Raw genomic sequence first — 26,069 nt, 5'->3', positions numbered from 1 at the left:
CGATCCAGATCGACAAACAGTTCTCGGACCTGATTCCGCATCGCGGTTAACAAGGGTTCCGCCTCTCACGAATACATTCAGAACAATGCTGCGGAAGATGGCCTGACCGTCACATCCGATGGCGCTGCAGCGGACGCGCTGGAGCGGTCCTGACCAGCCGGCGGATGCCTCGCTTACAAGCTCCACCGTTGCGGCCCGGGCGGTGCAGAAGCACCAGCGGCTGCAGATGGGGGCGTAAATCGGCACAGGTCTGGTTTGGGCGGTGCCCTTCCGCAAGGACGATGCAGCCAACCGCAAAAAGGTGGATGCGGTGCTTGGATGTTTGTAGATAGACGGCTCCCTCGCCGGCCTGTCGCAGAAGTGGCTTGGGGTCACGCCTGCCGAAGATACACCTTTCGTCACGCCCGTGGCCGGATATGACACACCGGGTTCGGCGAAACGCTGAGCAACATCAACCTGACGGTTGCGAGGGGGAGCTGGTCTTCGTGGTTGGCCCCGCCTGATCCGGCAAATCGGCGATGCTGTGCTGCTCCAACCGTCCGGAGGAGCCCACCTTCGGTTGGATCGCAATCGACGGCAAGAACATCATGAACGCCCTGTCGAGCGACCTGAACCATCTGCGCCTGCAGACCCGCATTGTGTCTCAGGGCTTCCACTTTCACCCCAGAGGACCGTGGTGCGGAACGTCATGCCGGCGCAGGTGAAAGCGCTGTCCTCCGCGGCGACTGTCTTCGCGCGCTTTCTGCGGATATGCTGATAGCCATGAGCGTTAACAGGAGGTCCGGTCGATCTATTGCCCCATGTGGCCGTTTTTCCGGTGGAGGTTCAGCAGCGCAGTACCGGCCTGATGATGCGCAGCATCACAGCACATCAGGCCGGCGGCAATCTGATCATCCCCCGTGCCGGAGTGCCGCACGGTGCTTGGCGCGCTGTAACGGCCGCGCGCCCATCGTCAGTGGTTGTGGCGCGGCATGTTCGTGCTGATGCGCCGGAACTCTTCGGCCCCTTCGATCGTCCCGCCATCGACAAGCTGCGTGGCCGTGGCGCGATAGATCTTCTGCCATGGCGTGGCGGAAGCGGGCACTGCCGGAAGGCCATCGGCCTTGCGCCGCTCGATCTCTGCCGCCTCCACCAGCATGTTGCACTGGCCCTTGTTCAGGTCGATCCGGACAATGTCGCCCGTGCGCAGCCAGGCAAGCCCGCCGCCCGCCGCACTTTCGGGCGAGGCGTTCAGGATGGAAGGGCTGTCGGCCGTGCCGGACTGGCGGCCATCGCCAATGGTTGGCAGGCTGCGGATGCCGCGCTTCAGAAGCCGGTCCGGCGGCTGCATGTTCACCACCTCGGCTGATCCGGGCCAGCCAAGCGGGCCCGCGCCGCGGATCACGAGGATGGACCGTTCGTCGATATCCAGCGACGGGTCGTTGATGCGATCATGATAATCGGCCGAGCCGTCGAAGACGAAGGCCGTTCCCTCGAAAACGCCCTCGCGCCCCGGCTCGGACAGGTAGCGGGCCCGGAACTCGTCCGAGATCACGCTGGTCTTCATGATCGCGAAGTCGAACAGGTTGCCGCGCAGCACAAGAAAGCCTGCACGCTCCATCATGGGAGCGTCGAAGGCCTTGATCACCTCTCGGTCCGTGCTTTCGCGGCCCTGCAGGTTTTCGGCGATCGTTCGGCCCGTCACAGTGGGGCAACCGCCATCAAGCCGCCCCGCCTGCAGCAGTTCCCACATGATCGCGGGCACGCCGCCGGCGCGGTGGAAGCGTTCGCCAAGATAGGCGCCTGCGGGTTGAACATTGGCCAGAAGCGGGATGTCATAGCCGTGGGCCTGCCAATCCTCGGGGAACAGTTCGGCCCCCGCATGCTTGGCCATGGCCATCAGATGCGGTTGCGCGTTGGTCGATCCCCCGATGGCGGAGTTGACGCGAATCGCGTTCAGGAACGCCGCCCGCGTCAGGATGTGCGACGGGCGGATATCCTCATGCACCAGCTCCACCGCGCGGCGCCCTGTGCGATAGGCGATCTGCCCCCGTTCGCGATAGGCGGCGGGGATGGCCGCGCAGCCGGTCAGCGACATGCCAAGCGCTTCAGCGATCGCGTTCATGGTGGAGGCCGTGCCCATCGTGTTGCAATGCCCGATGGAGGGCGCGGAATCGAGCGCGGTTTGCAGGAACTCGTCCCGCGTGATCTCTCCGGCGGCATGGCGGCGGCGCGACTGCCAGATGACCGTGCCGGACCCCGCGAGCTTGCCTTCGTGCCAGCCGTCCAGCATCGGCCCGCCCGACAGTACAATCGCGGGGATGTCCACCGTCGCCGCCGCCATGATGGCCGAAGGCGTGGTCTTGTCGCAGCCCGTCGTCAGCACGACCCCGTCGAAGGGATAGCCGTAAAGAAGCTCCACCAGCCCCAGATAGGCGAGGTTGCGGTCCAGTGCGGCGGTGGGGCGCTTGCAGTTCTCGAACAGCGGATGCGACGGAAACTCGATCGGGATACCGCCCGCATCGCGGATCCCGTCGCGCACGCGCTTGGCAAGGTCCAGGTGGTGGCGGTTGCAAGGGTTCAGGTCGCTGCCGGATTGAGCGATCCCGATGATCGGCTTGCCGGACCGAAGTTCCTCGGGCGTGGTGCCATAGTTCATGAACCGCTCTAGGTACAGGGCGGTCATGTCGGCGTGGTCAGGGTTGTCGAACCAGTCCTGCGAGCGCAGTCGGCGGGGGGCGTCTTGTGTCATCTGGTTTCCTTGCTGTCAGGGGCAGGATTCATCGCTTCAAGATGCATCAGCAACCCGCTGTGATCGGTTTCGCCATGGCCCGTGGCCACGAAGTCTCGGAACGCCGCGTGTATGTTCTCAGTCGATGGCAGTGAAAGCCCTGCCGTCCGGGCCAGATCGGCCACCGCCTCCAAGTCCTTCAGTTGCAGGCGCGCAGGGCCGCCGGGCGCAAAATCGCGGTCGATCATGCGCCCGCCATGCAGATCGAGGATGCGGCTTTCTGCGAAGCCCCCCCGGATCGCCTCGCGGAACTTCGCGCGGTCGGCCCCGCCGGCGGATACCAGCATCATCGCCTCGGCGACGGCACCGATGGTGATGGCAACGATCTGCTGGTTGGCCAGCTTGCAGACCTGTCCTGCGCCGGACGGGCCGACATGGGTCAGGCGGCCAAGTGGGGCCAGAATATCGGCAACCTTTTCGACCACGTCGGCACGTCCGCCCGCCATCAGGGCGAGCGTGCCGTTTTGCGCGCCCACCACGCCGCCGGAAACGGGGCAATCGACATGACCAATGCCCAGACCTTCCAGTCGCTGCGCATGATCGCGGGCCATGTGCGGCGCGATGGAGGACGTGTCGATCACCACCGCGCCCGGTGCCATCGCCTCGGCCACGCCGCGGATGAACAGAACATCGGCCACGGCGGCGCCATCCGACAGCATGGTGAACACAATCGATGCGCCCCGCGCCGCCTGCGCGGGATCGGGCGCAACAACAGCCCCAACCGCGGCCAGAGCCTCCGCCTTTTCAGCGGCGCGATTCCAGACCGTCACCCGATGCCCCGCCGCCAGCAGGCGCCGGGCCATGGGGGCGCCCATCAGGCCGGTTCCAAGAAACGCGATGTTCATGGGGTGCCGCCCAACTCGTCCTCGATATGGACGCGGATGATGTCGTCGAAGCTGTTCTCGGCGGTGAAGCCGAGTTCGCGCGCGCGCCTCGCCTCGAATCCCGGTGCCCAGCCTTCGCACATGCGGATGATGGCGGGGTCAGGCTCTCGCCGGATCAGCGCCACGGCCTTGTCGCCTGCGACGCGGCGCAGTGCCTCGATCTGGTCGGCCACGGTGGCACTGAGGCCGGGCATCGACAGGTTCCGCCGTGGGCCCACGCGGGACAGGTCCATCGTGGCGGCGTGGATCATGAACCCCACGGCCGACCGGGGCGAGGTGTGCCAGTGCCGGATCGTGTCCGGAACCGGCAGCACGGCCTCTTGCCCCGCAAGCGGTTCGCGCAGGATGTTGGAAAAGAAACCGGACGCCGCCTTGTTCGGCTTGCCAGGACGGATGCAGATGGTGGGCAGCCGGATGCCGATGCCGTCAAAGAAGCCCCTGCGGGTATAGTCGGACAGAAGCAGCTCGCAGATCGCCTTTTGCGTGCCGTAGCTGGTCAGGGGCGTGGTGTGGAAATCGTCGGGGATCGGGAAGGGCAGAGGCGCCCCCACCACCGCGATGGAGGAGGCGAAGACGACGCGCGGAAAATACCCGTCCGTATCGTGTGCCAGCCGGACCGCCTCGAACAAATCGCGGGTACCGTCGAGGTTGATGCGGTAGCCTTTTTCAAAGTCCGCCTCCGCCTCGCCGGAAACAATGGCGGCGAAATGGAAGATCACGTCGGGCCGCCCCGACACCAGCCGTGCCGCCGTGCCGGGGGTCGACAGATCTGCCGCGATGCAGTCGGCCGTGCCGGTGAAACCTTCCGGCACCTCGGGCGCGACCACATCCACCAGCGTCAGCGTAGCGACTGGCGAACTTCCCAGCGTGCCGTCGCGCGCGAGGCGCTGCGTCAGCTTGCGGCCAAGCATTCCGGCGGCACCTATGATCAGGATGTGCATGAAGATCCTCCTCCCTCAAATCTCCGGTCGCATTCCGGCGCGGACAGGTTAGTATGATTGTCGGACAACCTGCAAACCCTAAGACACGGATGGTGCCATGACGATCCACTCCGAAACTTTGCAACACGACCCGGCGCTGTCAGGGCGGTTGATCGACATGCTCGGCGCGGATCTGGTGCTGACGGGCGAAGCCACCGCATCCTATTGTCGCGACTGGCACGGGGATGTGCAAAGCAGCGCAGTTGCGGTTCTTCGCCCCCGAAGCACCGCCGAGGTGCAGGCCTGCGTTCGCGCCGCCGCTGCGCTGGAACTGGAAATCGTTCCGCAGGGCGGGAATACGGGGCTGGTGCTGGGCGCGCTGCCCGATGCACCTGCAAAGCAGGTCGTTCTTAGCCTGGAGCGTATGTCGCGCATTCGCGATCTGGATGTCGACAACTTTTCTGCCGTGATCGAGGCGGGCGCGGTGCTGGAACAGGTAAGGGAAGCCGTCGCCGCCAAAGGTCTGTATTTTCCCCTGTCACTGGGCGCGCAAGGCAGCTGCCAGATCGGCGGGAATGTTTCCACCAACGCGGGCGGCGTGAACGTCCTGCGTTATGGAATGACGCGCGAACTGGTGCTGGGGCTCGAGGTGGTTCTGCCTGATGGCAGCGTGTTCGACGGGCTGTCGCGGCTGCGCAAGGATAACCGCGGGATAGACCTGAAGCAGCTGTTCATCGGGGCGGAAGGAACGCTGGGCATTGTCACGGCGGTGTCCGTGAAGCTTCTGCCTGCGCCCGATCAGGTTGCCACGGCGCTGGTGGCCCTGCCGCGGCTGGAGGATGTGATCGCGCTTTATCGACGCGCTCGCCGCGACTGCTGCGACCTGATGTCGGCGTTCGAGTTCATGCCTCCGCTGGCGATGGTTCTTGCGCGCGAAGCGATGCCGGATCTGCCGATCCCGCTGGAGGGGCATCCAGCCTACGCTTTGATCGAGATATCGGGATCGGGCTTGGTAAATATCGACGATCTGATGGGGCGGTTTCTGGAGGCCGCCTTCGAGAGCGGGCTGGCTCTCGACGGGGTGGTCGCCCAGTCCCACGCGCAGGCCCGCAACCTGTGGGCGATCCGCGAGGGTATGAATCTGGGGCAGGCTGAAAGGGGACGGCATCTACGCACCGACATATCGGTCCCGCTGTCGCGGCTGGCCGATTTCGTGGCCGAGGCGGAGGCCGCGATCACCCGGCGGATGCCCGGCTGCATCTGCGTGTCCTATGGCCATGTGGGGGACGGGAACGTGCACCTGAACGTGCTGCCCGATTATTCCCAAGGCGCCGGGCAGGTGGAGCCGCAGATCCTGATGGCCAAGAAGATCGTGAACGAGGTTCTGGACCGCTATGACGGGTCGATCAGCGCCGAACACGGCATCGGGCGGCTGAAGAAGTCCGACTTCGAACAGCGTTTGCCGCCGGTGCATCGTGCGCTTCTGACCTCGGTTCGCAGGGCATTCGATCCCGATGGGCGGCTGAATCCGGGTTGCCAGTTCGATCTGCCCTGATCACACACGGCCCAGACGAAAAGGAGCAGGGACAATGAGCGCCGACTTCACCCAAATCATCCGCAGCGAGCATTTGCCCGCCCGTATCGCGGCGCAGTTCACGCAGCAGATCCAGAAGGGTGTTCTCAAGCCGGGGGACAAGCTGCCCACGGAGCACACATTGTCCAAGACCTTCGGCGTCAGCCGCACCGTCATCCGCGAGGCGATCGCCCAGTTGCGCAACGAAGGCATGATCGAAACGCGGCAGGGCGTCGGCGCCTTCGTGATCGACAGGCCCACGCGCCACATCCGGCTGGACGATGGCGTACAGATGGACAAGGAGGCGTTTCGCCACCTGTTCCAGCTGCGCATCCCGCTGGAGATCGAGGCGGCCGGGCTTGCGGCAACTAACCACCGCCCGGCGCATCTGCAGCAGATGGACGAGGCGCTGGTGCGCATGACGGCCACGGGCGACGGGGCGGGTGATGGCATCGTGGCGGATCTGGACTTTCATCGAACAATCGCGGCCGCGACCGGCAACGATTATTTCGTGCAGTTCCTCGGGGCGATATCGGACCGCATCATCCATACCATCGTTGCGTCGCGCAAGCGCATCAGCCTTCATGCGCTTGTGGCAGTTATCACGCAGGAACATACCGAACTTCGTGATGCCATTGCCGCAGGGGACGCCATTCGCGCCCGGACGGCGATGCGCCACCATATGGAAAAATCAGCAGAGCGGGTGGCGCTGGAGCTGGAGTTTCATTCCTGACCTTCCAGTGCATATTCCGGTGGACAGGCCGGCGATCCCCCGCTTAGGATCATGTAATACTGTTGTCTGACATCGTCAGGCGGCGCGGTGCTGGAGGGCGCCGTTACATGAAGGGAGGGGAAAGGTGGCTTCACAGCAACCTTTGCAGGCATCGGTGCTTTTGCCCGATGATGCCGATTGCGCCATGCTGCTGGGTCGGGTCTGGTCCGATGCACAGGGCGGGCCGTGTCCCGTGCTTGTGCGCGGCGGGCATCTGTTCGACCTGACGGGAATCGCGGCGACGATATCAGGCCTGCTGGAACGCAGTGATCTGCATCAGGCACTCGCCAACACCGATCTGCCGGATCTGGGCGCGCTGGACGCATTTCTTGATGGAAGCGCCGGCCGCCTTCTTGCGCCGGTGGATCTGCAGGCGATCAAGGCGGCCGGCGTGACCTTTGCTGACAGCATGTTGGAGCGCGTGATCGAGGAGCAGGCCCGCGGAGACAGCTCCCGCGCACAAGAGGTTCGCGCCCGGCTGGCCCCCGTGATCGGGGAAAACCTGCGCGGCGTGCAGGCCGGTTCGGAAAAGGCGGGGCGGGTGAAGGCTTTGCTTCAGGAAATGGGCATGTGGTCCCAATATCTGGAGGTGGGGATCGGCCCCGATGCCGAGATTTTCACCAAGGCGCAGCCGATGTCGGCCGTGGGCTGCGGTGACAAGGTCGGCATCCATCCCATGTCGGAATGGAACAACCCCGAGCCGGAGGTGGTGCTGGTGATCCGCTCTGACGGCACCATCCTCGGCGCGACGCTGGGAAATGACGTCAACCTGCGCGACGTGGAGGGGCGGTCGGCCCTGCTGCTGGGAAAGGCGAAGGACAACAACGCCTCTTGCGCGCTTGGGCCGTTCATCCGCCTGTTCGACGAAGATTTCACGCCAGGGGATCTGGAAAACACGGTTGTCTCGCTTCGGGTGGAGGGGGAGGACGGCTTCGTGATGACGGGCGAAAGCCCGATGCAGGCCATCAGCCGCACGCCTGCCGATCTGGCAGGGCAGCTGCTGAACCGTTCGCACCAGTATCCCGACGGCGCAGTGCTGTTTATGGGCACGATGTTCGCGCCCGTGAAGGACCGGCGCGGCGAAGGGCAGGGCTTCACGCACGAGATCGGGGACCGGGTGGAGATCGCGTCCCCACGACTTGGCCGGCTGATCAACTGGGTGGACCGCACGGATCGTTGCCCCGAATGGCAATTCGGCACCTTGGCGCTGATGCGCAACCTGTTCGAACGCGGCCTTGGCGAAAGGATCTGAGATGCAGGTGCTGGTGCGGCTCTTCTTCCGGTTCCTTGACATCCTGCTTGGCCTGCTTCTTGCAGCGATGGCGCTGATGGTCTTCGTCAACGTGGTCATGCGCTACACGATGAACTCCGGCATCGCGGTTTCGGACGAACTTGCACGCTTCGCCTTTGTCTGGCTGACGTTCATCGGCGCGGTCGTGGGTTACCACCATCGGCTGCATATCGGCATGGAAACAGTGGTGTCCCAGTTCAAACGGCGCGGGCGGTTGGTGTTGATGGGGCTTTCGGACCTTCTGATTCTTGGCTGCGCCATCGTGCTGACCGTTGGCACGTGGAAGCAACTTCCCATCAACGCAAGCATGAGCGCGCCTGTCACCGGCCTTTCGATGGCATGGGTTTACGGCATCGGCCTTTTCACCGGCGCCGGCATCATCGTCATCACGCTGGAGCGGCTGTTCCGCCTTGTCACCGGCAGGATGACCGAGGCTGAGATACGTGCCTTCGGAGGCGAGATGGATCCCCATGACCACACGGCAGAGGAGCGCATGAAATGACCCTTCTGGTCTTCATCGTCTCGCTTCTGGGATCCATGGCCATCGGGGTGCCGGTCGCCTTTGCGCTGATTTTCTGCGGCATCGTGCTGATGTCCTACATGGACATGTTCAACACGCAGATCATCGCCCAGAACATGCTGATCGGCGCGGATACGTTCACGCTGCTGGCAATCCCCTTCTTCATTCTGGCGGGGGAGTTGATGAACGCGGGCGGCCTGTCCAAGCGCATCATTGACTTCGCCATCAGCTGCGTGGGGCACATCCGCGGCGGCCTTGGCCTTGTGGCGATCATCGCAGCCGTCATCATGGCCTCGATCTCGGGCTCGGCTGCGGCGGATACGGCGGCACTGGCCGCGATCCTTATCCCGATGATGGCGCGTGCCGGCTATAACGTGCCCCGATCTGCCGGGCTGATCGCGGCAGGGGGCGTGATCGCGCCCGTGATCCCGCCGTCGATGGCCTTCATCATCTTCGGTGTTGCGGCCAACGTGTCGATCTCAAAGCTGTTCATGGCGGGCATCGTGCCGGGCGTGCTGATGGGGATCGTGCTTGTCATCACCTGGATGATCGTGGCGCGGAACGACAAGGTGGAAACCCTGCCGCGCGCCAGCTGGTCTGACCGCCGCCGCACCTCGGCCCGTGCGATATGGGCGCTTGGCATGCCGGTGATCATTCTGGGCGGCATCAAGATGGGCGTCGTGACCCCGACCGAGGCTGCCGTGATCGCCGCTTTCTATGCAATGTTCGTCGGTATGGTGATCTACCGCGAGCTTAAGATTTCTGACCTTCCCGGCGTGCTGATCGCGGCGGGGCGGACGACGGCAGTGATCATGTTCCTTGTCTGCGCGGCACTGGTTTCGGCTTGGCTTATCACCGCAGCCAACATCCCGGCGGGCATCGCGAACATCATCCAGCCGTTGATGGACAACCCCAAGCTGCTGATGCTGGCGATCATGGTGCTGATCCTGATCGTGGGCACCGCGCTGGACCTGACGCCGACGATCCTGATCCTGACACCGGTCCTGATGCCGATCATCACGCAGGCGGGCATCGATCCGGTCTATTTCGGGGTGCTGTTCATCATGAACTGCTGCATCGGGCTGCTGACGCCGCCCGTGGGGGTGGTGCTGAATGTGGTCAGCAGTGTCGGGCGCGTGCCGCTTGGCAAGGTGATCACGGGGGTTTGGCCGTTCCTGATCGCGCAGATCCTCGTGGTGCTGCTGCTGATCGCCTTTCCCGCGATCGTCATCATTCCCGCAAACTGGTTTTACTGAGGCGCTATCCAGATACTGGAGGAAAACATGCTACGTTCCACACTGAAAGCCGTCCTTTGCGTCACCACTCTCATGACTGCGGCAAGTCCCGCATTGGCCGAATACCGTGACCGCACGTTCCGCGTGTCGAACGGCATCAACGAAGATCACCCCGTCAACACCGGCATGAAGGCAATGCAGGCCTGCCTGGATGAAAAGACCGGCGGCAAGATGAAGATGCAAGGGTTCTGGGGCGGCGCACTTGGCGGCGACCTTCAGGCCACGCAGGCTGTCCGCAGCGGCCTGCAAGAGGCGGTGGTCACCTCGTCCTCGCCGCTGGTCGGGATGGTGCCGGCCCTTGGCGTGTTCGACCTGCCCTTCCTGTTCCGCAGCCCCGAAGAAGCCTATGCCGTGATGGACGGACCGTTCGGCGAAATGCTGAACGAGAAGCTCGATGCGGTGGGGCTGGTCAACCTCGGCTATTGGGAAAACGGCTTCCGCAACATGTCGAATTCGCAACGACCCATCACGCAGTGGGAGGATTTCGAGGGGATGAAGGTTCGTGTCATGCAGAACAACATCTTCCTCGATACCTTCTCGAACTTCGGGGCCAATGCGACGCCCATGTCGTTCGGCGAGGTGTTCTCGGCGCTGGAAACAAAGGCGATCGATGCGCAGGAAAACCCCTACGTCACGATCGACACCTCCAAGTTCTATGAGGTGCAGAACTATATCAGCGAAACGAAGCACGCCTATACACCGTTCCTGTTTCTGTTCTCCAAGGCGATCTTCAACACTTACACCCCCGAGGAACAGCAGGCGCTGCGCGAATGCACCATCGTGGGCCGCGATGTGGAACGGGAGGCAATCCAGGAGCTGAACAAGCAGTCCCTTGAAAAAATGGAAGCCGCCGGTCTGAAGTTCAACACCATCGCCCCCGAGGAGCAGGAGGAGATGCTGGAGAAGTCGCAGGTCGTTTACGAAAAGCACAAGGATGCGATCGGCGCAGACGTGGTCGATCAGGTCCAGCAGATCCTTTCGGAAATCCGCGGAACGAACTGATCGGAAGATCTCCCGGTGCCGGAAGCGGCGCCGGGGGTTGTGCGGGGGCTGAGGGGATGCGGAACAGGATGAGCGGCAATGCGGCCGGCGCGTTGCTTATGCTGCTGGGAATGGCGGCTTTCGCGATGAATGACGCCTTGGGCAAGTGGCTTGTGGCCGATTACAGCGTGGCGCAGGTGATCCTTCTGCGCTCGCTTGCAGCGCTTGTGTTGATGATGCCTTTCCTGATGCGCGGGGGGCGCGCGTTGGCCCGCATCCGTTCGGCCCCCCGTCCGGGACTGCAGGCCCTGCGCGCGCTTTGCGCCACGGCAGAGGTATTCTGCTTCTATCTGGCTGTCTTTTACATGCCGCTGGCCGACGTGATGGCCTTCTGGATGGCCTCGCCCATATATGTCGTTGCCGTATCGCCGCTGTTGCTGGGCGAGCGTGTCAGCCCGCGCACATGGGGCGCGGTGGCCCTCGGCTTTGCCGGTGTTCTGATCCTGCTGGCACCCTCGTTGCAGATATTCACGGTTGGGGCGATCTTTGCGGTGCTGGGCACCATTGCCTTTGCCGCCATGATGATGCTGGGCCGGTCCCTGCGCGCAACGCCCGATCGTGATCTTGTGCTGTTCCAACTTCTTGCAGCAGCCGGTGCGGGATTGCTTTTGGCCCCGTTCGACTGGCAGCCGGTGCGCACGGGGGTTGATCTGGGGCTTCTGTTTCTCCTGGGCATGGTGGCGACAGCGGCGCATATGCTGGTCACACGCGCGCTGAAGATGGCCGACGCATCCGTGGTGGCGCCGTTGCAATACACGCTTCTTGTCTGGGGGGCGCTGTTCGGGTTTTTCATCTTTGGCGATGTGCCAACCCTTCCGATGTTGCTGGGCGGGGCGCTGATCGTGGGCTCAGGCCTTGCGGTCATGCGCCGGCCAGCCCCACCCGAGGTGGAGAGGACGGCAACCTAGCGGGCTGTTCTTGCGCCCCGATCAGGGGGTCTTGCGCGGGAACAGCTGCAGGCGTTCCGATTGCGCGATAAGCGCGTCAATGCAGGCCTGAACCTTGGGGTTCGCGCGGCGTTCGGGAAGAACGTGAATTCCCATGACTGCGGTGCGCGGATTGTCATCGGGATGGACCTGAACCGGAACAAGGCCTTCCTTCACGAAATGACTGCTCAGCACGGTGCTGTGGATCAGAACGGCCTCGGTGGTGCGCACGAAGTCTATGCATGCCTCCAGGGAATTGGAGGTGAAGACATGTCCGAAGCGGCTCGCATCCCCTTCGGTGCCGCCTGCGATCAGCCGTTTCTGGCGGGCATCGGGCGGATAGGCCATTGTCGTGGGGAAGGCGCGGATGTCGGCCTCGTGGTGCGCACCATCCTGAAGTGGGTGTCCCCGCCGAACGAAGTACCCGTCCTGCGCCATGCCAAGGGGAATGAAGTCCACTTTCAGGCCTTCCTTCAGCCGGTCGATTCGGTGCCCGATGAACAACGAGATGTCGCCGGCAAGAAGTTGGTCCATGCAGCGCATCATGTTGCCGATGCTGACATTGATCGGGGCTTGGGGATGGGCGCGGTGATGGTCGATGACATAGTCGCGCAGGATAAGGATCCACGTCGAATATCCGGTGCCGATGCTGATCCCTTCCTCATCCTCGGCCTTCTGGCTGGCGATGGTGGCCAGCGCATTGGAATAAAGACGCCCCATGAACAGCGCGCTGCTGTACAGCGTTTCGCCATAGCGGGTCAGCTGCACCCCGCGGGGCGAACGTTCAAACAGTGTCACGCCCAGCGTCTGTTCCAGCCGCTTCAGGTTGTAGCTTAGCGGGGGCTGAGAGACATGCAGCACCTCCGCTGCCGCGACAAGAGAGCCGGCCTCTGCCATTGCCACGAACTGCTCCAGAACCTTGTCCATCGTCACCCTCCACCCGGATGATTTACTATCAACATTCTTTATGGCTGGGCCAAAACATTATATTTGTCAGGCTGCGGCCAGTGCGTAGACTGATCTGAAGTGAACGGTACCGCGAGGGAGGCGCGTTCACGAACCACCGGCGTGGGAGTGCCGGAACAGAACGTGCGGAACCGGCCTGCGGCAAAGACCCGAGGCGGAAAACCGTATCGCATTGGGAGGGAAACCTATGACAACGCCCTTGATGGGTCGGCGCCGGTTCATCGGTGCCGGGATGCTTGCGGCTGGCCTGCCGCTGTTGATCGGCCGCGCCGCACTGGCGCAGCAAAGTGCCATACGCATGATCTGGTGGGGCGGCGATGAGCGGGCGCGCCGCACGGAGGCGGCCGTTGCGCTGTTCCGCGAGAAGCATCCGGAGATTTCCATTCAGACCGAATCCATGGGCTGGGACGATTACTGGGCGCGTCTTGCCACGCAGGTTGCAGGTGGGAACGCACCCGATTTCATCCAGATGGATTATCGGTATATGTTCGAATACGCCCGGCGGGGCGCGCTTCTGCCGTTGAACCAGTTCCTTGGTAACGAACTGAAGATCGCCGATTTCGGCGAGGCTAACCTTGCCAGCTGCTCCATGGACGGAAAGCTATATGGCGGCAATGTGGGCGTGAATGCCTATACCCTGCTGCTGGACGGCGCGGCGTGGGACGAAGCTGGCGTGGAGATGCCGGCATACGGCATGACGTGGGACGGTTTCGCCGAAAAATGCGCGGCCTTCACCGAAGCCAACCAGCGGCCCCGAGTTTTCGCCACTGCCGATGGAAGCTGCCAGGAAGCGCTGTTCGAGGCGTGGCTGCGCGCACAGGGCAAGGCGCTTTATACGCCCGAAGGTACGCTTGGTTTCAACGCCGAGGATGCAGGCCGCTGGTTCGCCTATTGGGCCGAAATGCGCGATGCGGGATATTGTGTGCCCGCGGATGTGCAGGCGCTCTACAAATTCTCGCCGGAAACATCGCCCATTGTGCAACGACGCTCTGCCACCGACTTTGGCCATTCCAACCAGTTCGTCGCCTTCCAGATGCTGGTGGACGCGGAACTGTCGCTGACCAGTACGCCCGTTCTGCCCGACGGCCAGCCCCCGCAATATTTCAAGCCTTCGCAGATGTTCTCCATCTCCTCCAAGGCGAAAGACCCGGCGGCCACAGCGCGCCTGATCAACTTCCTGATCGCAGAGCCGGAGGGGGCGAAACTGCTGGGGCTGGATCGTGGCGTTCCCGCATCGGCCGCAATCCGTGATGTCATCGCATCAGATCTGGACGAGCCCGGCCGCAAGGTGGTCCGGTTCATCTCTGACATGACGCCGCAGATTGGCATGCTGCCCCCCTCACCGCCGCAGGGTGCCGGAGAGGTGAATGACACCATCATCCGCATCAGCCAGGAGGTCGGGTTCAAGGCGGTGACTCCTGAACAGGGCGGTGCCAACCTGGTGGACGAAGCGACCTCCATTCTTGGGCGGGCCTGAGGTCATGGCGGAACAGACGCTGAGCCGCCCTGCGGCGGCCCGGATGCGGGCCTCGCCCTCCCGTTTGGGCGCTGCCATGCGGCGCAACGGTGCGGGATACTTATTCCTCGCACCGTGGCTTCTGGGCTTCTTCCTTCTGACGCTTGGGCCGGCGCTTGCTTCGCTGTATCTGTCCTTCACCGATTTCGACCTGCTGACCACGCCGGAATTCATCGGGGCCCAGAACTATGTCCGCATGGTCACGCAGGATCCGAAATTCGCGGCCTCGATGAAGGTCACGCTGCTTTATGTCTTGCTGTCGGTTCCGCTGAAGCTGGCTTTCGCGCTGGCGGTTGCAATGCTGCTGAACCGCGGGATGCAGGGGCTGCCGGTCTATCGGGCAATCTTCTATCTGCCGTCGCTTCTGGGAACATCGGTGGCCATCGCAGTGCTGTGGCGGCAGCTTTTCGCATCCGACGGGCTGGTCAACAGCCTGCTGGCGCAGATCGGTATCGAAGGGCCAAGCTGGATCTCCAATCCCAATTACTCGCTTTACACGCTGGTGGTTCTTTCGGTGTGGCAGTTTGGATCGCCCATGATCATCTTTCTTGCAGGATTGCGCCAGATCCCGACCGACATGTACGAAGCCGCAAGCCTTGATGGCGCCTCGCCCACGCGGCAATTCCTTCGCATAACCCTGCCGCTGCTGTCGCCTGTCGTCTTCTTCAACCTGGTGATCCAGACGATCGAGGCATTCAAGGCCTTCACACCCGCCTTCATCATTTCGGGCGGGTCCGGCGGGCCGATCAACTCCACGCTCTTCTACACGCTGTATCTGTATCAGGAGGCGTTCGGTTACTTCCGCATGGGCTATGCCTCGGCACTGGCATGGGTTCTTGTGATCATCATCGCGATCTTCACGGCGATTTCCTTCCTGTCCACGAAATACTGGGTGCATCACGATGACTGACGCATCGAACAACATGCCCGGCCTGCAGCCCAAGCACCCGCGGCTGACCTCCACCCTGCGCCACGCGCTGCTGATCGCCGTCTGCTTCGTGATGATCTATCCGATCCTGTGGATGCTTTCAGGGTCGCTGCGCCCGCCGGAAGAGTTGTTTGGCGGCGATGCGGGGCTTGTGCCGTCGCAGGTGACGATCAGCGCCTATCCCGACGGATGGTTCGGCCTGCAGATCAGTTTCGGCCGGTTCTTCGTCAACTCTCTCATCATTGCGGTGCTGTCGACGATCGGCAATGTGCTGGCGGCATCGCTTGTGGCTTATGCCTTCGCGCGGTTGCGCTTTTTCGGGCAAAGGTTCTGGTTCGCACTGATGCTGGGCACGCTGATGCTGCCCTATCACGTGACGCTGATCCCGCAATACGTGCTGTTCCGCAGCCTCGATATGGTCAACACGTGGTGGCCGCTGATCCTGCCGAAATACTTTGCAGTGGATGCCTTCTTCATCTTCCTGATGGTGCAGTTCTTCCGCGGCATCCCGCGCGAGCTGGACGAGGCGGCCCGGATGGATGGGTGCAGCCCCTGGCGGATCTATTGGAAGATCATCCTTCCGCTTTCGATGCCGGTGCTTGCGACGGCCGCGATCTTCTCGTTCATCTGGACGTGGGAGGATTTTTTCGGACCGCTTATCTATATCAGCGAGATGCGCAACTACACGGTCCAGCTTGGCCTGCGCTCGTTCATCGACTCTTCAGGCACATCCAGCTGGAACGAGCTGTTCGCGATGTCGGTGCTGTCACTTGTCCCGATCTTCCTGATCTTCCTGTTTTTCCAGCGATTGCTGATCGAAGGCATCGCCACCACGGGCATGAAACGCTGACGCCCGTGCAGGCCCGCCGCGCAGATCGCGGGGCAGGGCAGCCCGAGGCCCCAATTTCGGATAACGCGAATGGCTACAAGAATTGAACTGAAAAGGGTCGAAAAGCGGTACGGCGCCTTCGACGTGATCCGCGGAATAGATCTGGAGATCAAGCCGGGGGCCTTCACCGTCTTTGTCGGCCCGTCCGGCTGCGGCAAGTCCACGCTTTTGCGGATGATCGCAGGGCTGGAAACGATTTCGGACGGGGATCTTCTGATCGATGACGAACGGATGAACGATGTCGCCGCCGCAAAGCGCGGCATCGCGATGGTCTTCCAATCCTATGCGCTTTACCCGCACATGAGCGTTTACAAGAACCTTGCCTTCGGGCTGGAAACAGCCGGTTATCCCCGTGCCGAGGTTGATCGCCGCGTTCGGGCCGCAGCGGAAACGCTCCAGATCACCGATTACCTGCAACGCAAGCCAAGGGCATTGTCGGGCGGCCAGCGGCAAAGGGTGGCCATCGGCCGGTCGATCGTCCGCGATCCCAGGATATTCCTGTTCGACGAGCCTTTGTCAAACCTTGATGCGGAACTGCGGGTCCAGATGCGGGTCGAGATTTCCAAGATGCATGAACGCCTTGGAAACACGATGATCTATGTCACGCATGATCAGGTGGAGGCGATGACAATGGCCGACCAGATCGTCGTGTTGCGCGGCGGCAAGGTCATGCAGGTCGGCTCCCCGCTGGAGCTTTACAACGCGCCGGCGAACGAATTCGTCGCCGGCTTCATCGGATCGCCCAAGATGAACTTCATGCCCGTCAAAACCGAGGGCGATGGCGTGATGCTTGCAGGGCAGCGGTTGCAGGTGGGTCATGCCCTTACCGCTGCACCCGGTACCCCGCTGACGCTGGGCATCCGCCCCGAACATATCTCGGTCGGCGGCGAAGGTGCATCCCTTGGCGACGGGCGGGTGGAACTTGTGGAGCATCTGGGCGGCAGCACCGTCCTTCATGTGCGCCCCGCGGGGGATCGGAACGCCTTGGCCGTTGTGCTTCCCGGCCAGCAGCCGTGCCGCACGGGCGACACGGTGCCGATGCGGGTCGATCCGGCGAAGTGCCACCTTTTCAACCCCGACGGCTCGGCCCTTCGCCACTGAAGAACATCCCGCTGGATCATCATGAACCCGGTCCCTTCAGGGGCCGGGGCTGGAAAACCTGCCGCGACGGTGGTCGCATATCAAGGAGAAGAAGATGCGCAAGAAATACGCGCTTGTTGGCACCGGCGCACGGGCCAGAATGTTCTATGAGGCAGTCGCCGGTGCCTACCGCGACAGTTCGGAGCTGGTGGCGCTGTGCGATACCAACCAGACGCGCATGGATTACACGAACAAGGTTCTTGTAACGGAATTCGGCTATCCGAACCTACCCACCTACAAGGCCGAAGATTTCGGCCGGATGCTGGAGGAGACCGGCGCCGAAGCCGTGATCGTCACGACCATAGACCGGACGCACCACACTTATATCATCGCCGCGCTGGAGGCAGGGCGCGACGTGATTACGGAAAAGCCGATGACGACCGACGTGGAAAAGTGCCAGCAAATCGTCGACGCGGTAAAGCGCACGGGACGCTCGGTTCGCGTCACGTTCAACTATCGTTATGCCCCCCACAACGCAGCGGTAAGGGAGCTGATCGCCTTGGGCGGGATCGGTGAGGTGTTCTCGGTCCATTTCGAATGGCTTCTGGATACGAAGCATGGCGCGGATTACTTCCGACGCTGGCACCGCGACAAACGCAACAGCGGCGGCTTGATGGTCCATAAGTCCACCCACCATTTCGATCTGGTGAACTTCTGGCTGGGCACGCAGCCGGAAACGGTGTTCGGCATGGGCGATCTGCGCTTCTATGGGCGCGCCAATGCCGAGGATCGCGGACTGTTCACCCCGTATACCCGCACAACGGGTGTGGAGGCTGCGCGAAACGATCCCTTCGCCATCGACCTTACCTCCAGCCCGGCCCAGAAGGGCCTTTACTGGGATGCCGAGCATGAGGATGGATATCAACGTGACCAGAACGTCTTTGGCGATGGCATAAGCATAGAAGACACGATGCAGGTCATGGTTCGTTACCGCAACCGCGCCGTCATGACCTATTCATTGAATGCCTACGCGCCCTGGGAAGGGTTCAATGTAAGCTTCAACGGATCCGGCGGCCGGATCGAGTTGATGGTGCGTGAGACGTCCTACATCAACGCCGGCGGCGAAGCGGACCAGGAAGGCGCGGCCGAAGGTATCCAGCTTTATCACTTCCCCCTTCATGGAACGCCCCGCGTCGTTCCGGTGGAGATGGGTGAGGGCGGCCATGGCGGCGGCGACAACAGGATGCTGGCCGATATCTTCGGGCGATCCAATTCGGGCGGGCATTACGCTGCCGGTTACCGCGATGGTGCCATGTCGATTCTGACAGGGCTTGCGGCAAACCGCTCTTTCGCTACGGGACTGCCAGTGCAGGTTTCGACGCTGGTCACCCTTTGAACGGCGGTGCCGGTGCAAGGCGCACCGGCACTCGCGCTTGCATCTGCGGTATCGTGAGAGGTCTAGCTCAGCGGCGCACAACAGCAGCACGGTCAGGCCCACAAAATGCAAAGGGCCACGACAGCTGCCACTGCTTGCAGCTTGCAATCAGCGCCCCGCTAGGGCCGCGGCCTTCGCCGGAAAGGGCGGTCGCGCCCGCCGTCCCATCAGCATCGGATACCGGTTATCTCGATGAACCACGGCAGTCATCCTTGCGCGATGGAAAAGACGCCAATGTCAGCGCCGTAGAAGATGCGAAGGCGAGCATCTTCATATCCTTTGCCCGGACTGGCCCCACGCCAAAGCAGGCGATGGCGCGGCCGACTTGAGGCGACACCAGCCCGGCGCAGGCCAATGCCGCCGAGATTGCTCCTGCTAAACACGGCAACGGTCAGCCTGTATCTGCCAAGATGGGCGCGGCCAGCACGGCCATGGGATAGTAACTGCCGCCCCAGGCGAAGATCTGCACGATGCCAGCGCAGAGGTGACGGGACGGAGCCGCGTCAGGTCACTTCATCTGGTTCATCCAAATGCTTGCTCCCGCACCTGACTTGCGCTCTGCATCGGGCTCGCGCCAGACATGCTCAAGCGTCGTAAGAAGCTCCTCCTGGGGGACGACAAAATCGCTTTCGGCCAGCGGATACCTCGTTACATCAAGGCTTGCTCAGCGAATTTAGGCTCCGCTTCCGTCCCAGGCGGGCAGAAAGATCATCGTCAGGCCGAAAGTTCGTTTCGTACGATGGCTGCACCTGCGCTCAATGCTGTTAACTTTCCTTGGGCCACATGTCGGGGCAGGGGGGCCATCCCGCAATTGGTGCAGGGATAAAGCTTGTCGGCATCCACGAACCGAAGCGCATTCCGCAAGACGTCGGCGACTTCGTCGGGCGTTTCTATGGTGTGGGTCGCAACATCGATGGCTCCGACCATCACCTTCTTGCCCCGGAGGAGTTCGATCAGATCCATCGGAACGCGGGAATGTTGGCATTCAAGGGATATCATGTCGATGCTGGATGTCTGCAACTTGGGAAAGATCTCCTCGTATTGCCGCCATTCGGTACCCAAGGTCTTCTTCCAATCCGTATTGGCCTTGATGCCGTAACCATAGCAGATGTGAACGGCGGTTTCGCACTTGAGGCCTTCGGCCGCTTTTTCCAATGCCGCGATCCCCCAGTCGTTCACCTCATCGAAGAAGACGTTGAAAGCCGGTTCATCGAACTGGATGATGTCAACGCCCGCAGCTTCCAATTCCTTGGCTTCCTGGTTAAGGATCCTGGCGAATTCCCACGCCAGTTTTTCGCGGCTTTTGTAATGGGCGTCGTAAAGCGTATCGATCATCGTCATGGGGCCGGGCAGGGCCCATTTGATCGGTTGATCGGTCTGTCCGCGCAGGAACTTCGCATCATCCAGGAAAACCGGCTTGTGGCGGGATACGGCCCCGACGACAGTCGGGACGCTGGCGTCATACCGATCGCGGATCCTGACGGTTTCGCGCTTCTCGAAATCCACGCCGCCCAGATGCTCGATGAACGAGGTGACGAAATGTTGGCGCGTCTGCTCTCCGTCGCTGACGATGTCGATGCCTGCCCGCTGCTGATCGTTCAAGGCGACGCGCAGAGCATCCTGCTTGCCTTCCACCAGCTCCTGCCCCTGCAGCTTCCACGGCGACCAGAGGGTTTCCGGCTGCGCAAGCCAGGAGGGTTTGGGCAAACTTCCCGCAGTCGAGGTGGGCAGCAGTTTGTTCATGATAAGATGTCCTTGCATGTCCGGATATTCAGGCGGCGTATTGGGCGGACCATTCTTCAAGAATGGCCCGGTATGGCGTCATGAAATGCTCTTCGGCAAACTTGCCTTGTTCGACAGCCAGTCGACTGCGCTCTTCCCGGTCATAGACGATCCGGGTCGACGAATAATCCTGATGCTTCAGGCTGGGCCGGTAGCACGCCCCTGCGGGCGAATTGGCATTGTAGATCTCGGGCCGGTAGATCCGCTGGAAGGTCTCCATCGTGCTGATCGTGCCGATAAGCTCCAGATTAGAATAATCGTGAAGGAGATCGCCGGTGAAGTAGAAAGCCAGAGGCGCGACGCTGTTTGCAGGCATGAAATAGCGGACCTGCAATCCCATCTTCGCAAAATACCGATCAGTTGAGGAGAATTCATCCTGCCGGTATTCGACGCCCAGTACGGGATGCGTATTCTCGGTCCGGTAATAAGTACGGCTGCTTGAAACGCTCAGGCATATGACGGGGGGCTTTGCGAAATGCTTCCGGTACTCGGCCGAGTTCAGGAAGAACTTGAACAGGTTTCCGTGCAGATCACCGAAATCTTCGGGCACGCTGAACTCGGCCCGGCCCTTGTTATGCTGCGGTAGCACGATGCTGAAATCATAGTCCCGAACATAGGACGAGAAGTTGTTCCCCGCGATGCCATCAATCCGCTTGCCGGTCTTCCGGTCTAGGATGGTCGGTTTCAGGATTTCAATCAACGGAAACGCATGCACGCGGCTCCCGTCACCGATGCTCATCTCGGCCGTAACGATATCCAGCTCGACCGAGTAGCGATCACCGTTCGGATTGTCCCAATGCGCCAGTGCATTGAACCGATTGTCGATCATGTTGAACGCGGCGCGCAGATTGTCGCGGCGGCTGGTCCCCCTGGCCAGGTTCGCGAAATTGGTCGTGGCCCGGGTATTCTCCGAGGGTGCATAATTTTCGTCGAAACGGATGCTTTTGATGGAGTAGGCGAGATCATTTCTCATCCTGACATGCCTTCTGAATGGCCTGCGGGGACAAGCCTTGAAATCAATTGACTCCTCGCGATGGATGTCGCGAAGCAGCGATGTCACCTGGCGGATGGGCCGCTCCCGACGCGCCCATGGCGGTCGGAACAGGTGATAGATCAAGGCAGGTTTCCTGACTTGCGGGGTCTAACCTTGTCCAGCCTTCCCGGCGCAGTCGCATCGGATTTGGCGACGGCCGCACCGAATTCCCCTTTTACCCGAGGCTCCCTCCGGCAGCTTGATCTGTGGGTAAAATCATATTTAACCCTGCTCATGTCAACGCGGCACAACACCAGAAATTTTCATGTTAAACATGAGCAGGACGATGTTCGTCACTGCCTGTCATGGCGTTGCGGCACCCCATAGTGGGTGAGTGTTGTTGGTTTCGCCTGAGGGCAATCCAGCCATTGGCCGCCGGCGCGCCTTCGCCTAGGAAGGGCCTGATACAAGAACGACGGAAGATACCCTCATGGAGATACGCATAGCCGCCGCCGCAATCATTCGGGATGATGGGGCAACCCTGCTTGTCCGAAAACGCGGAACATCTGCTTTCATGCAACCGGGTGGGAAGATCGATGGCGACGAGACGCCCTTGGCCGCCCTACGCCGTGAACTTCACGAGGAGCTTGCGCTGAACCTCCAACCGCATGAGGCGGATTACCTCGGCTGTTTTTCCGCCCCTGCTGCCAACGAGCCCGGTTTTCTTGTGAAGGCGGAGGTGTTTCGGGTGCAGATCCATAAAGAGGTCGAAGCTCAGGCAGAGATTGAAGAGGTTCGCTGGGTGTTCCCCGGGTCGCAAAACCAACTCGATCTCGCGCCACTGACGCGTGATATGGTTCTTCCGGCCATCTGGAACTGACAATGAAGATCAGCATCAGGCCCGAGGCGCCTGATGCTGATAAGACATCTCTGCCAAAAGGCGATGCTTTCACGCTGCTCGTTTCCGGCTAATTTTCAGGACCGGGTGACCACCGGTGATGACGAGACTATAGGTCGGTCCTGACCACCTGCAGCATGCGGTCCATCGCCTGCGCCAGAAGCCATGAATCGCCCGCAATGGCGACAAAGTCTATTCCGGCTTCGAAATAGCGTCGCGCTGCATCCTCGCCGTAACCCAGAATGCCGACGGGCATCCCGGCAGCCTTGCAGGCCGCCGTTGCGCGCCGTATCTCTTCCTGCACTGCTGCCGCACCGACATTCCCGACCTCCCCCATGGAGGACGCAAGATCGCCCGGCCCGATGAAGATGGCGTCAATCCCTTTGACCGCGACAATCTTGGGGATCTCGTCGATGGCCTCGGAACTTTCGACCTGCACGATGATGCAAAGGTCCTCCTCGTAAGTCTTCAGATAATCACCTTGGCGGCCATAGCGGTTGGCGCGGATGGTGCCTGAATGGCCGCGGATGCCAACGGGCGGATAGCGGGTCCAGCTGACGGCTTCGGCGGCCATATCAGCGGACTGGATCATCGGAAACATCAGGCTGCGCGCGCCAATATCAAGCAGTCGCTTCGTCATCACCGGTTCAGCCACGGGCAGGCGCACCACAGGTTCCGGGCCGCCAGCGGCCTGCGCCGCGCGCAGCTGGTCGTCGATCATCGACAGATCGTTCGGTGCATGCTCCATATCGAGCAAAAGCCAGTCCGCGTCGCTTCCACCTGCGATTTCAGTAACAGTGGGGGAACAAAGCGACAGCCAGAAGCCCGGCAGTTTGCGGTGCTGCGCCATCGCAGCCTTCAGGGGATTGCGGGTCATGACGTTGAAGTCTCCTTGACAGTTTCACCGGCTCTGGCTGTGCGGTTCTGCCATAAGAGCGCCGTAAGAAAGAGCGCGGCAAGCAGGAAAATGGTGGCGCTGATAAGGCGCAGAAGAAAGCCGTCAGTCACCGTCGAATACGATCATACCGCGCCAAAGGTTCGATTCCGTCAGCGGCACTCCATCACGCCGAAACCCAGTATGAGCCAGAGTTCGAAGGCCGCCCTGTTCACGGCATATCCCCGATCACGCAGAACATGAGGATGAGCGGCATCGTCCGGTCATACGCCATCGCCAGATGCGCGAGGCCGTGCGCTTCGGCCAGACCTCCGACCCTTGCGACATCGAAGTTCGGCACATCGATGGCGCCGCGCCCGAACATCTCGCGGTACCAAGGCAGAGTTCCGGGATTTGCCGATCCCGCCACCCGCGTGTTCGACCTTCCAGCATAGCGTTGCAACTCCCCGAAGCCCTCCAGCTTGATCGGATCTTCTTGCCAGAAGATGCCGTATTCCTCGGTGGCGTGGACAATCTCCAGCGCTGGCGGCAAAGTACGTGGAACGTGATCGTGGTTTTTCGTCCGGTTCTGGGCGCTTGCCGCACTGCGCGAGGAGTGGCAAGTCCTTTCTCGCAGGAGGTCGGGAATGATGTTCAGCCTAGGATGACAGTTGATCCGCTGATGGTTGATTCCGGGCCCTGTCGATCCGGACCGTACACGACATGAAGCGCTGCATGCGATTTCGTCACGTGGTGGAATTGGCAGACGCAGAAGATGCGGCGCGTGTGCAGGACGCCGTCGCCATCAAGGCCACGGAAACGGCCCGCCGCATTGACCCACATCCCCCCGGCGGCAGCGTCTTCGACTACGACTTTGCGTTCCACCTGCCGATCGCTGCAGCGGCGGGCAACGCTACGGCAGCAGATTGCACTTGGGCTGGCTTTGGTTGCGAGCTGCGCTGGATTTCGGCTAATGATGTTTCTGACAGCGTGCTGGAAGAGCATGCCGAGGTTTAGAACGCCATCTGCCGCGGCGACTGCCTTGCCGCACCGCAGGCCATGGGGCGGCACATCCAGCAAGGCATCGCCCGTGTCTGCGGCGGGGAGGACTGCGTCTGACTGGCCTGCCGCCTGATCCTTGCAGAAGCCGGCGCGACGACGATGAAAGCCGGAACCGCCCACAAGTGGCGATCCCGGCACCGGCGATCAGCCCAGTGTGGGCATCACGAACTCTGCAGCTGTCGGAACGCCCGTGGGCCAGCGCGTGGTGATAGTCTTCAGCCGCGTATAAAAGCGGACGCCCTCCATTCCGTGCATGTGATGGTCACCGAACAGCGAGGCCTTCCAGCCGCCGAAGGAATGGAACGCCATCGGCACCGGGATCGGTACGTTGATCCCGACCATGCCGACCTCCACCTCGTTCGCGAAGCTGCGGGCCGCGTTACCATCGCGCGTGAAGATGGCGACGCCGTTGCCATATTCGTGCTTCGCCACGACGGCGGCGGCCTCCCGGTAATCGCCTGCGCGGACGACGGACAGAACAGGGCCGAAGATCTCCTCTTTCCAGACGGTCATGTCGGGGGTCACGTTGTCCAGAAGGGTGCCGCCGATGAAATAGCCGTCCTCGTACCCCTGCGGCGCGGTGAAGCTTCGGCCATCAACGACCACCGTCGCGCCTTCTGCCGCGCCTTTGTCCACAAGACCCCGCACCTTCTCCAGGTGCTGCTTCGTGACCAGCGGGCCCATGTCGCTGCCGCGGTCGGTGGAGGGGCCGATCTTCAGCGCCTCGATCTTCGGGACCATCTTTTCGATCAGGCGGTTGGCTGTGTCTTCGCCCACGGGAACCGCGACCGATATGGCCATGCAGCGTTCGCCCGCGGACCCATAGGCCGCGCCCATCAGTGCATCCGCCGCCATGTCCAGATCCGCATCCGGCATGATGATGGCGTGGTTCTTCGCCCCGCCAAGCGCCTGCACGCGTTTGCCGTTTGCGGTGCCGGTCGTATAGATGTGGCGCGCGACCGGGGTGGACCCGACGAAGCTGATCGCCTTTACGTCCGGATGGGCCAGCAGCCGCTCCACAGCCTCGCGGTCACCCTGAATGACGGTGAAGACCCCCGCCGGCAGCCCGGCTTCGGCGAGCCAGTCGGCCAGCAGCAGCGCGGCCGAGGGCGTCCGCTCCGACGGTTTCAGGATGAAGCAGTTGCCGCAGGCCAGCGCGACGGGGAACATCCACATCGGCACCATCGCCGGAAAGTTGAAGGGGGTGATGCCCGCCACCACGCCCAGCGGCTGGCGCAGTGCGTGACTGTCCACCCCGGTCCCGACGTTTTCGCTGACCTCTCCCTTCAGAAGGGTGGGGGCGGCGATCGCGAATTCCACCACCTCCAGCCCGCGCGTGATCTCTCCGACCGCATCGTCCTGCGTTTTGCCATGTTCGGCGGAAATCGCCTCGGCCAGTTGCGTCGTGCGGTCCTGCAACAGGGTCTTGAAGCGGTCAAGAATGCGCGCCCGGCGCAGAGGGGGCATCTGTCCCCACTCGCGCGATGCCGCCTTCGCCACCTCCACGGCATGATCGACGTCAGCGGTGGAGGCCAGCACGACCTGCCGGTCACTTTGTCCGGTCGCGGGGTTGAAGACAGGCTGGCTGCGCCCGGATGTTCCTGCAACCCGTTGATTGCCAATGAAGTGGCCAATGTCCGACATGCTGATCTCCTCTGTTCGTACCACTATGGA

At 62.0% G+C, this 26,069-nt stretch carries 23 protein-coding genes and 1 riboswitch; of the genes, 14 read left to right on the top strand and 9 right to left on the bottom strand.

All coding sequences use genetic code 11. From position 1 onward, the window contains the following. Nucleotides 1–952: 952 nt before the first annotated feature. The 3 genes from JX25_RS14005 to denD are packed head-to-tail and all read right to left on the bottom strand — an operon-like array spanning nt 953 to nt 4,595. Entirely contained in the window at nt 953–2,731 is a 1,779-nt protein-coding gene (locus tag JX25_RS14005; RefSeq protein ID WP_128255726.1) for an IlvD/Edd family dehydratase, read from the bottom strand. After that, nucleotides 2,728–3,615 (bottom strand): NAD(P)-dependent oxidoreductase, encoded by an 888-nt coding sequence (locus tag JX25_RS14000; RefSeq protein WP_128255725.1) that lies wholly within the window; start codon nt 3,613–3,615, stop codon nt 2,728–2,730. Before JX25_RS14000 ends, JX25_RS14005 begins: the two co-directional genes overlap by 4 nt. Then, on the bottom strand, nt 3,612–4,595 hold the full coding sequence (denD, locus tag JX25_RS13995) for a D-erythronate dehydrogenase (RefSeq protein ID WP_128255724.1): 984 nt from the start codon (nt 4,593–4,595) through the stop codon (nt 3,612–3,614). Before denD ends, JX25_RS14000 begins: the two co-directional genes overlap by 4 nt. Nucleotides 4,596–4,692: 97 nt before the next feature. Between denD and JX25_RS13990 the strand changes: the two genes are divergently transcribed. The 7 genes from JX25_RS13990 to JX25_RS13960 all read left to right on the top strand — a co-directional run bounded on the left by JX25_RS13990 (nt 4,693) and on the right by JX25_RS13960 (nt 11,974). After that, nucleotides 4,693–6,129 carry an FAD-binding oxidoreductase gene (locus JX25_RS13990; protein ID WP_128255723.1) on the top strand — a complete coding sequence of 479 codons (1,437 nt, stop codon included), beginning with the start codon at nt 4,693–4,695 and terminating at the stop codon, nt 6,127–6,129. 34 nt (nt 6,130–6,163) lie between these two features. Continuing rightward, a complete protein-coding gene (locus JX25_RS13985) occupies nt 6,164–6,880 on the top strand; it encodes a FadR/GntR family transcriptional regulator (RefSeq protein ID WP_128255722.1) in 717 nt (238 codons plus the stop codon). Nucleotides 6,881–7,004: 124 nt separating this feature from the next. Beyond that, complete coding sequence (locus tag JX25_RS13980) at nt 7,005–8,171, top strand: fumarylacetoacetate hydrolase family protein (RefSeq protein ID WP_128255721.1); 1,167 nt, start codon at nt 7,005–7,007, stop codon at nt 8,169–8,171. A 1-nt stretch (nt 8,172) separates the two neighbouring features. After that, nucleotides 8,173–8,712 (top strand): TRAP transporter small permease, encoded by a 540-nt coding sequence (locus JX25_RS13975; protein ID WP_128255720.1) that lies wholly within the window; start codon nt 8,173–8,175, stop codon nt 8,710–8,712. Beyond that, the gene (locus JX25_RS13970; RefSeq protein WP_128255719.1) at nt 8,709–9,986 is read left to right on the top strand and encodes a TRAP transporter large permease; all 1,278 of its coding nucleotides are present in this window, start codon (nt 8,709–8,711) and stop codon (nt 9,984–9,986) included. Before JX25_RS13975 ends, JX25_RS13970 begins: the two co-directional genes overlap by 4 nt. Before the next feature lie 27 nt (nt 9,987–10,013). After that, entirely contained in the window at nt 10,014–11,027 is a 1,014-nt protein-coding gene (locus JX25_RS13965; RefSeq protein ID WP_164876166.1) for a TRAP transporter substrate-binding protein, read from the top strand. A gap of 68 nt (nt 11,028–11,095) precedes the next feature. Then, complete coding sequence (locus JX25_RS13960) at nt 11,096–11,974, top strand: DMT family transporter (protein ID WP_241557989.1); 879 nt, start codon at nt 11,096–11,098, stop codon at nt 11,972–11,974. Nucleotides 11,975–11,995: 21 nt separating this feature from the next. On the opposite strand, the gene JX25_RS13955 is transcribed toward JX25_RS13960, so the two are convergent. Further along, nucleotides 11,996–12,919, bottom strand: coding sequence for a LysR family transcriptional regulator (locus tag JX25_RS13955; RefSeq protein ID WP_128255718.1), 924 nt, complete (start codon nt 12,917–12,919; stop codon nt 11,996–11,998). A 226-nt stretch (nt 12,920–13,145) separates the two neighbouring features. Between JX25_RS13955 and JX25_RS13950 the strand changes: the two genes are divergently transcribed. The 5 genes from JX25_RS13950 (at nt 13,146) to JX25_RS13930 (ending at nt 18,767) form a co-directional block, all read left to right on the top strand. Next, on the top strand, nt 13,146–14,435 hold the full coding sequence (locus tag JX25_RS13950; RefSeq protein ID WP_128255717.1) for an ABC transporter substrate-binding protein: 1,290 nt from the start codon (nt 13,146–13,148) through the stop codon (nt 14,433–14,435). Nucleotides 14,436–14,439: 4 nt separating this feature from the next. Continuing rightward, the gene (locus JX25_RS13945) at nt 14,440–15,384 is read left to right on the top strand and encodes a carbohydrate ABC transporter permease (RefSeq protein WP_128255716.1); all 945 of its coding nucleotides are present in this window, start codon (nt 14,440–14,442) and stop codon (nt 15,382–15,384) included. Continuing rightward, nucleotides 15,377–16,252: a carbohydrate ABC transporter permease gene (locus JX25_RS13940; protein WP_128255715.1), complete on the top strand. Its 876-nt coding sequence runs from the start codon at nt 15,377–15,379 to the stop codon at nt 16,250–16,252. The genes JX25_RS13945 and JX25_RS13940 overlap by 8 nt, the downstream gene beginning before the upstream one ends. Nucleotides 16,253–16,321: 69 nt before the next feature. After that, on the top strand, nt 16,322–17,392 hold the full coding sequence (locus JX25_RS13935; RefSeq protein ID WP_128255714.1) for an ABC transporter ATP-binding protein: 1,071 nt from the start codon (nt 16,322–16,324) through the stop codon (nt 17,390–17,392). 94 nt (nt 17,393–17,486) lie between these two features. After that, nucleotides 17,487–18,767, top strand: coding sequence for a Gfo/Idh/MocA family oxidoreductase (locus tag JX25_RS13930; protein ID WP_128255713.1), 1,281 nt, complete (start codon nt 17,487–17,489; stop codon nt 18,765–18,767). A gap of 753 nt (nt 18,768–19,520) precedes the next feature. Here the strand turns inward: JX25_RS13930 and JX25_RS13925 are convergent. Then, nucleotides 19,521–20,549, bottom strand: a complete 1,029-nt coding sequence (locus tag JX25_RS13925) for a methionine synthase (RefSeq protein WP_128255712.1) — start codon at nt 20,547–20,549, stop codon at nt 19,521–19,523. A 28-nt stretch (nt 20,550–20,577) separates the two neighbouring features. Then, nucleotides 20,578–21,705 carry a DUF1852 domain-containing protein gene (locus tag JX25_RS13920; protein ID WP_241557988.1) on the bottom strand — a complete coding sequence of 376 codons (1,128 nt, stop codon included), beginning with the start codon at nt 21,703–21,705 and terminating at the stop codon, nt 20,578–20,580. Further along, nucleotides 21,689–21,838, bottom strand: a riboswitch (cobalamin riboswitch). (Overlaps the previous gene by 17 nt.) A gap of 213 nt (nt 21,839–22,051) precedes the next feature. Between JX25_RS13920 and JX25_RS13915 the strand changes: the two genes are divergently transcribed. Further along, entirely contained in the window at nt 22,052–22,441 is a 390-nt protein-coding gene (locus JX25_RS13915) for an NUDIX hydrolase (RefSeq protein WP_128255710.1), read from the top strand. Between the two features lie 127 nt (nt 22,442–22,568). On the opposite strand, the gene JX25_RS13910 is transcribed toward JX25_RS13915, so the two are convergent. Both JX25_RS13910 and JX25_RS14905 read right to left on the bottom strand, forming a co-directional pair. Beyond that, nucleotides 22,569–23,336, bottom strand: coding sequence for an HpcH/HpaI aldolase family protein (locus tag JX25_RS13910; protein ID WP_128255709.1), 768 nt, complete (start codon nt 23,334–23,336; stop codon nt 22,569–22,571). Between the two features lie 229 nt (nt 23,337–23,565). Then, complete coding sequence (locus JX25_RS14905; protein WP_164876165.1) at nt 23,566–23,886, bottom strand: enolase C-terminal domain-like protein; 321 nt, start codon at nt 23,884–23,886, stop codon at nt 23,566–23,568. A gap of 170 nt (nt 23,887–24,056) precedes the next feature. Here JX25_RS14905 and JX25_RS13900 point away from each other — a divergent pair, with 170 nt between their 5' ends. Further along, a complete protein-coding gene (locus JX25_RS13900; protein WP_128255707.1) occupies nt 24,057–24,350 on the top strand; it encodes an FCD domain-containing protein in 294 nt (97 codons plus the stop codon). Nucleotides 24,351–24,539: 189 nt separating this feature from the next. Here the strand turns inward: JX25_RS13900 and JX25_RS13895 are convergent, their stop codons facing one another. Beyond that, nucleotides 24,540–26,039 carry a CoA-acylating methylmalonate-semialdehyde dehydrogenase gene (locus JX25_RS13895; protein ID WP_128255706.1) on the bottom strand — a complete coding sequence of 500 codons (1,500 nt, stop codon included), beginning with the start codon at nt 26,037–26,039 and terminating at the stop codon, nt 24,540–24,542. Nucleotides 26,040–26,069: the final 30 nt, after the last annotated feature.

Origin of the sequence: Falsirhodobacter deserti (genome assembly GCF_004015795.1) — a bacterium.
GTDB classification, from domain to species: Bacteria; Pseudomonadota; Alphaproteobacteria; order Rhodobacterales; family Rhodobacteraceae; genus Falsirhodobacter; species Falsirhodobacter deserti.
Note: the sequence above shows the minus strand (reverse complement) of the source record. Positions and strands in the feature narration are given on the sequence as shown.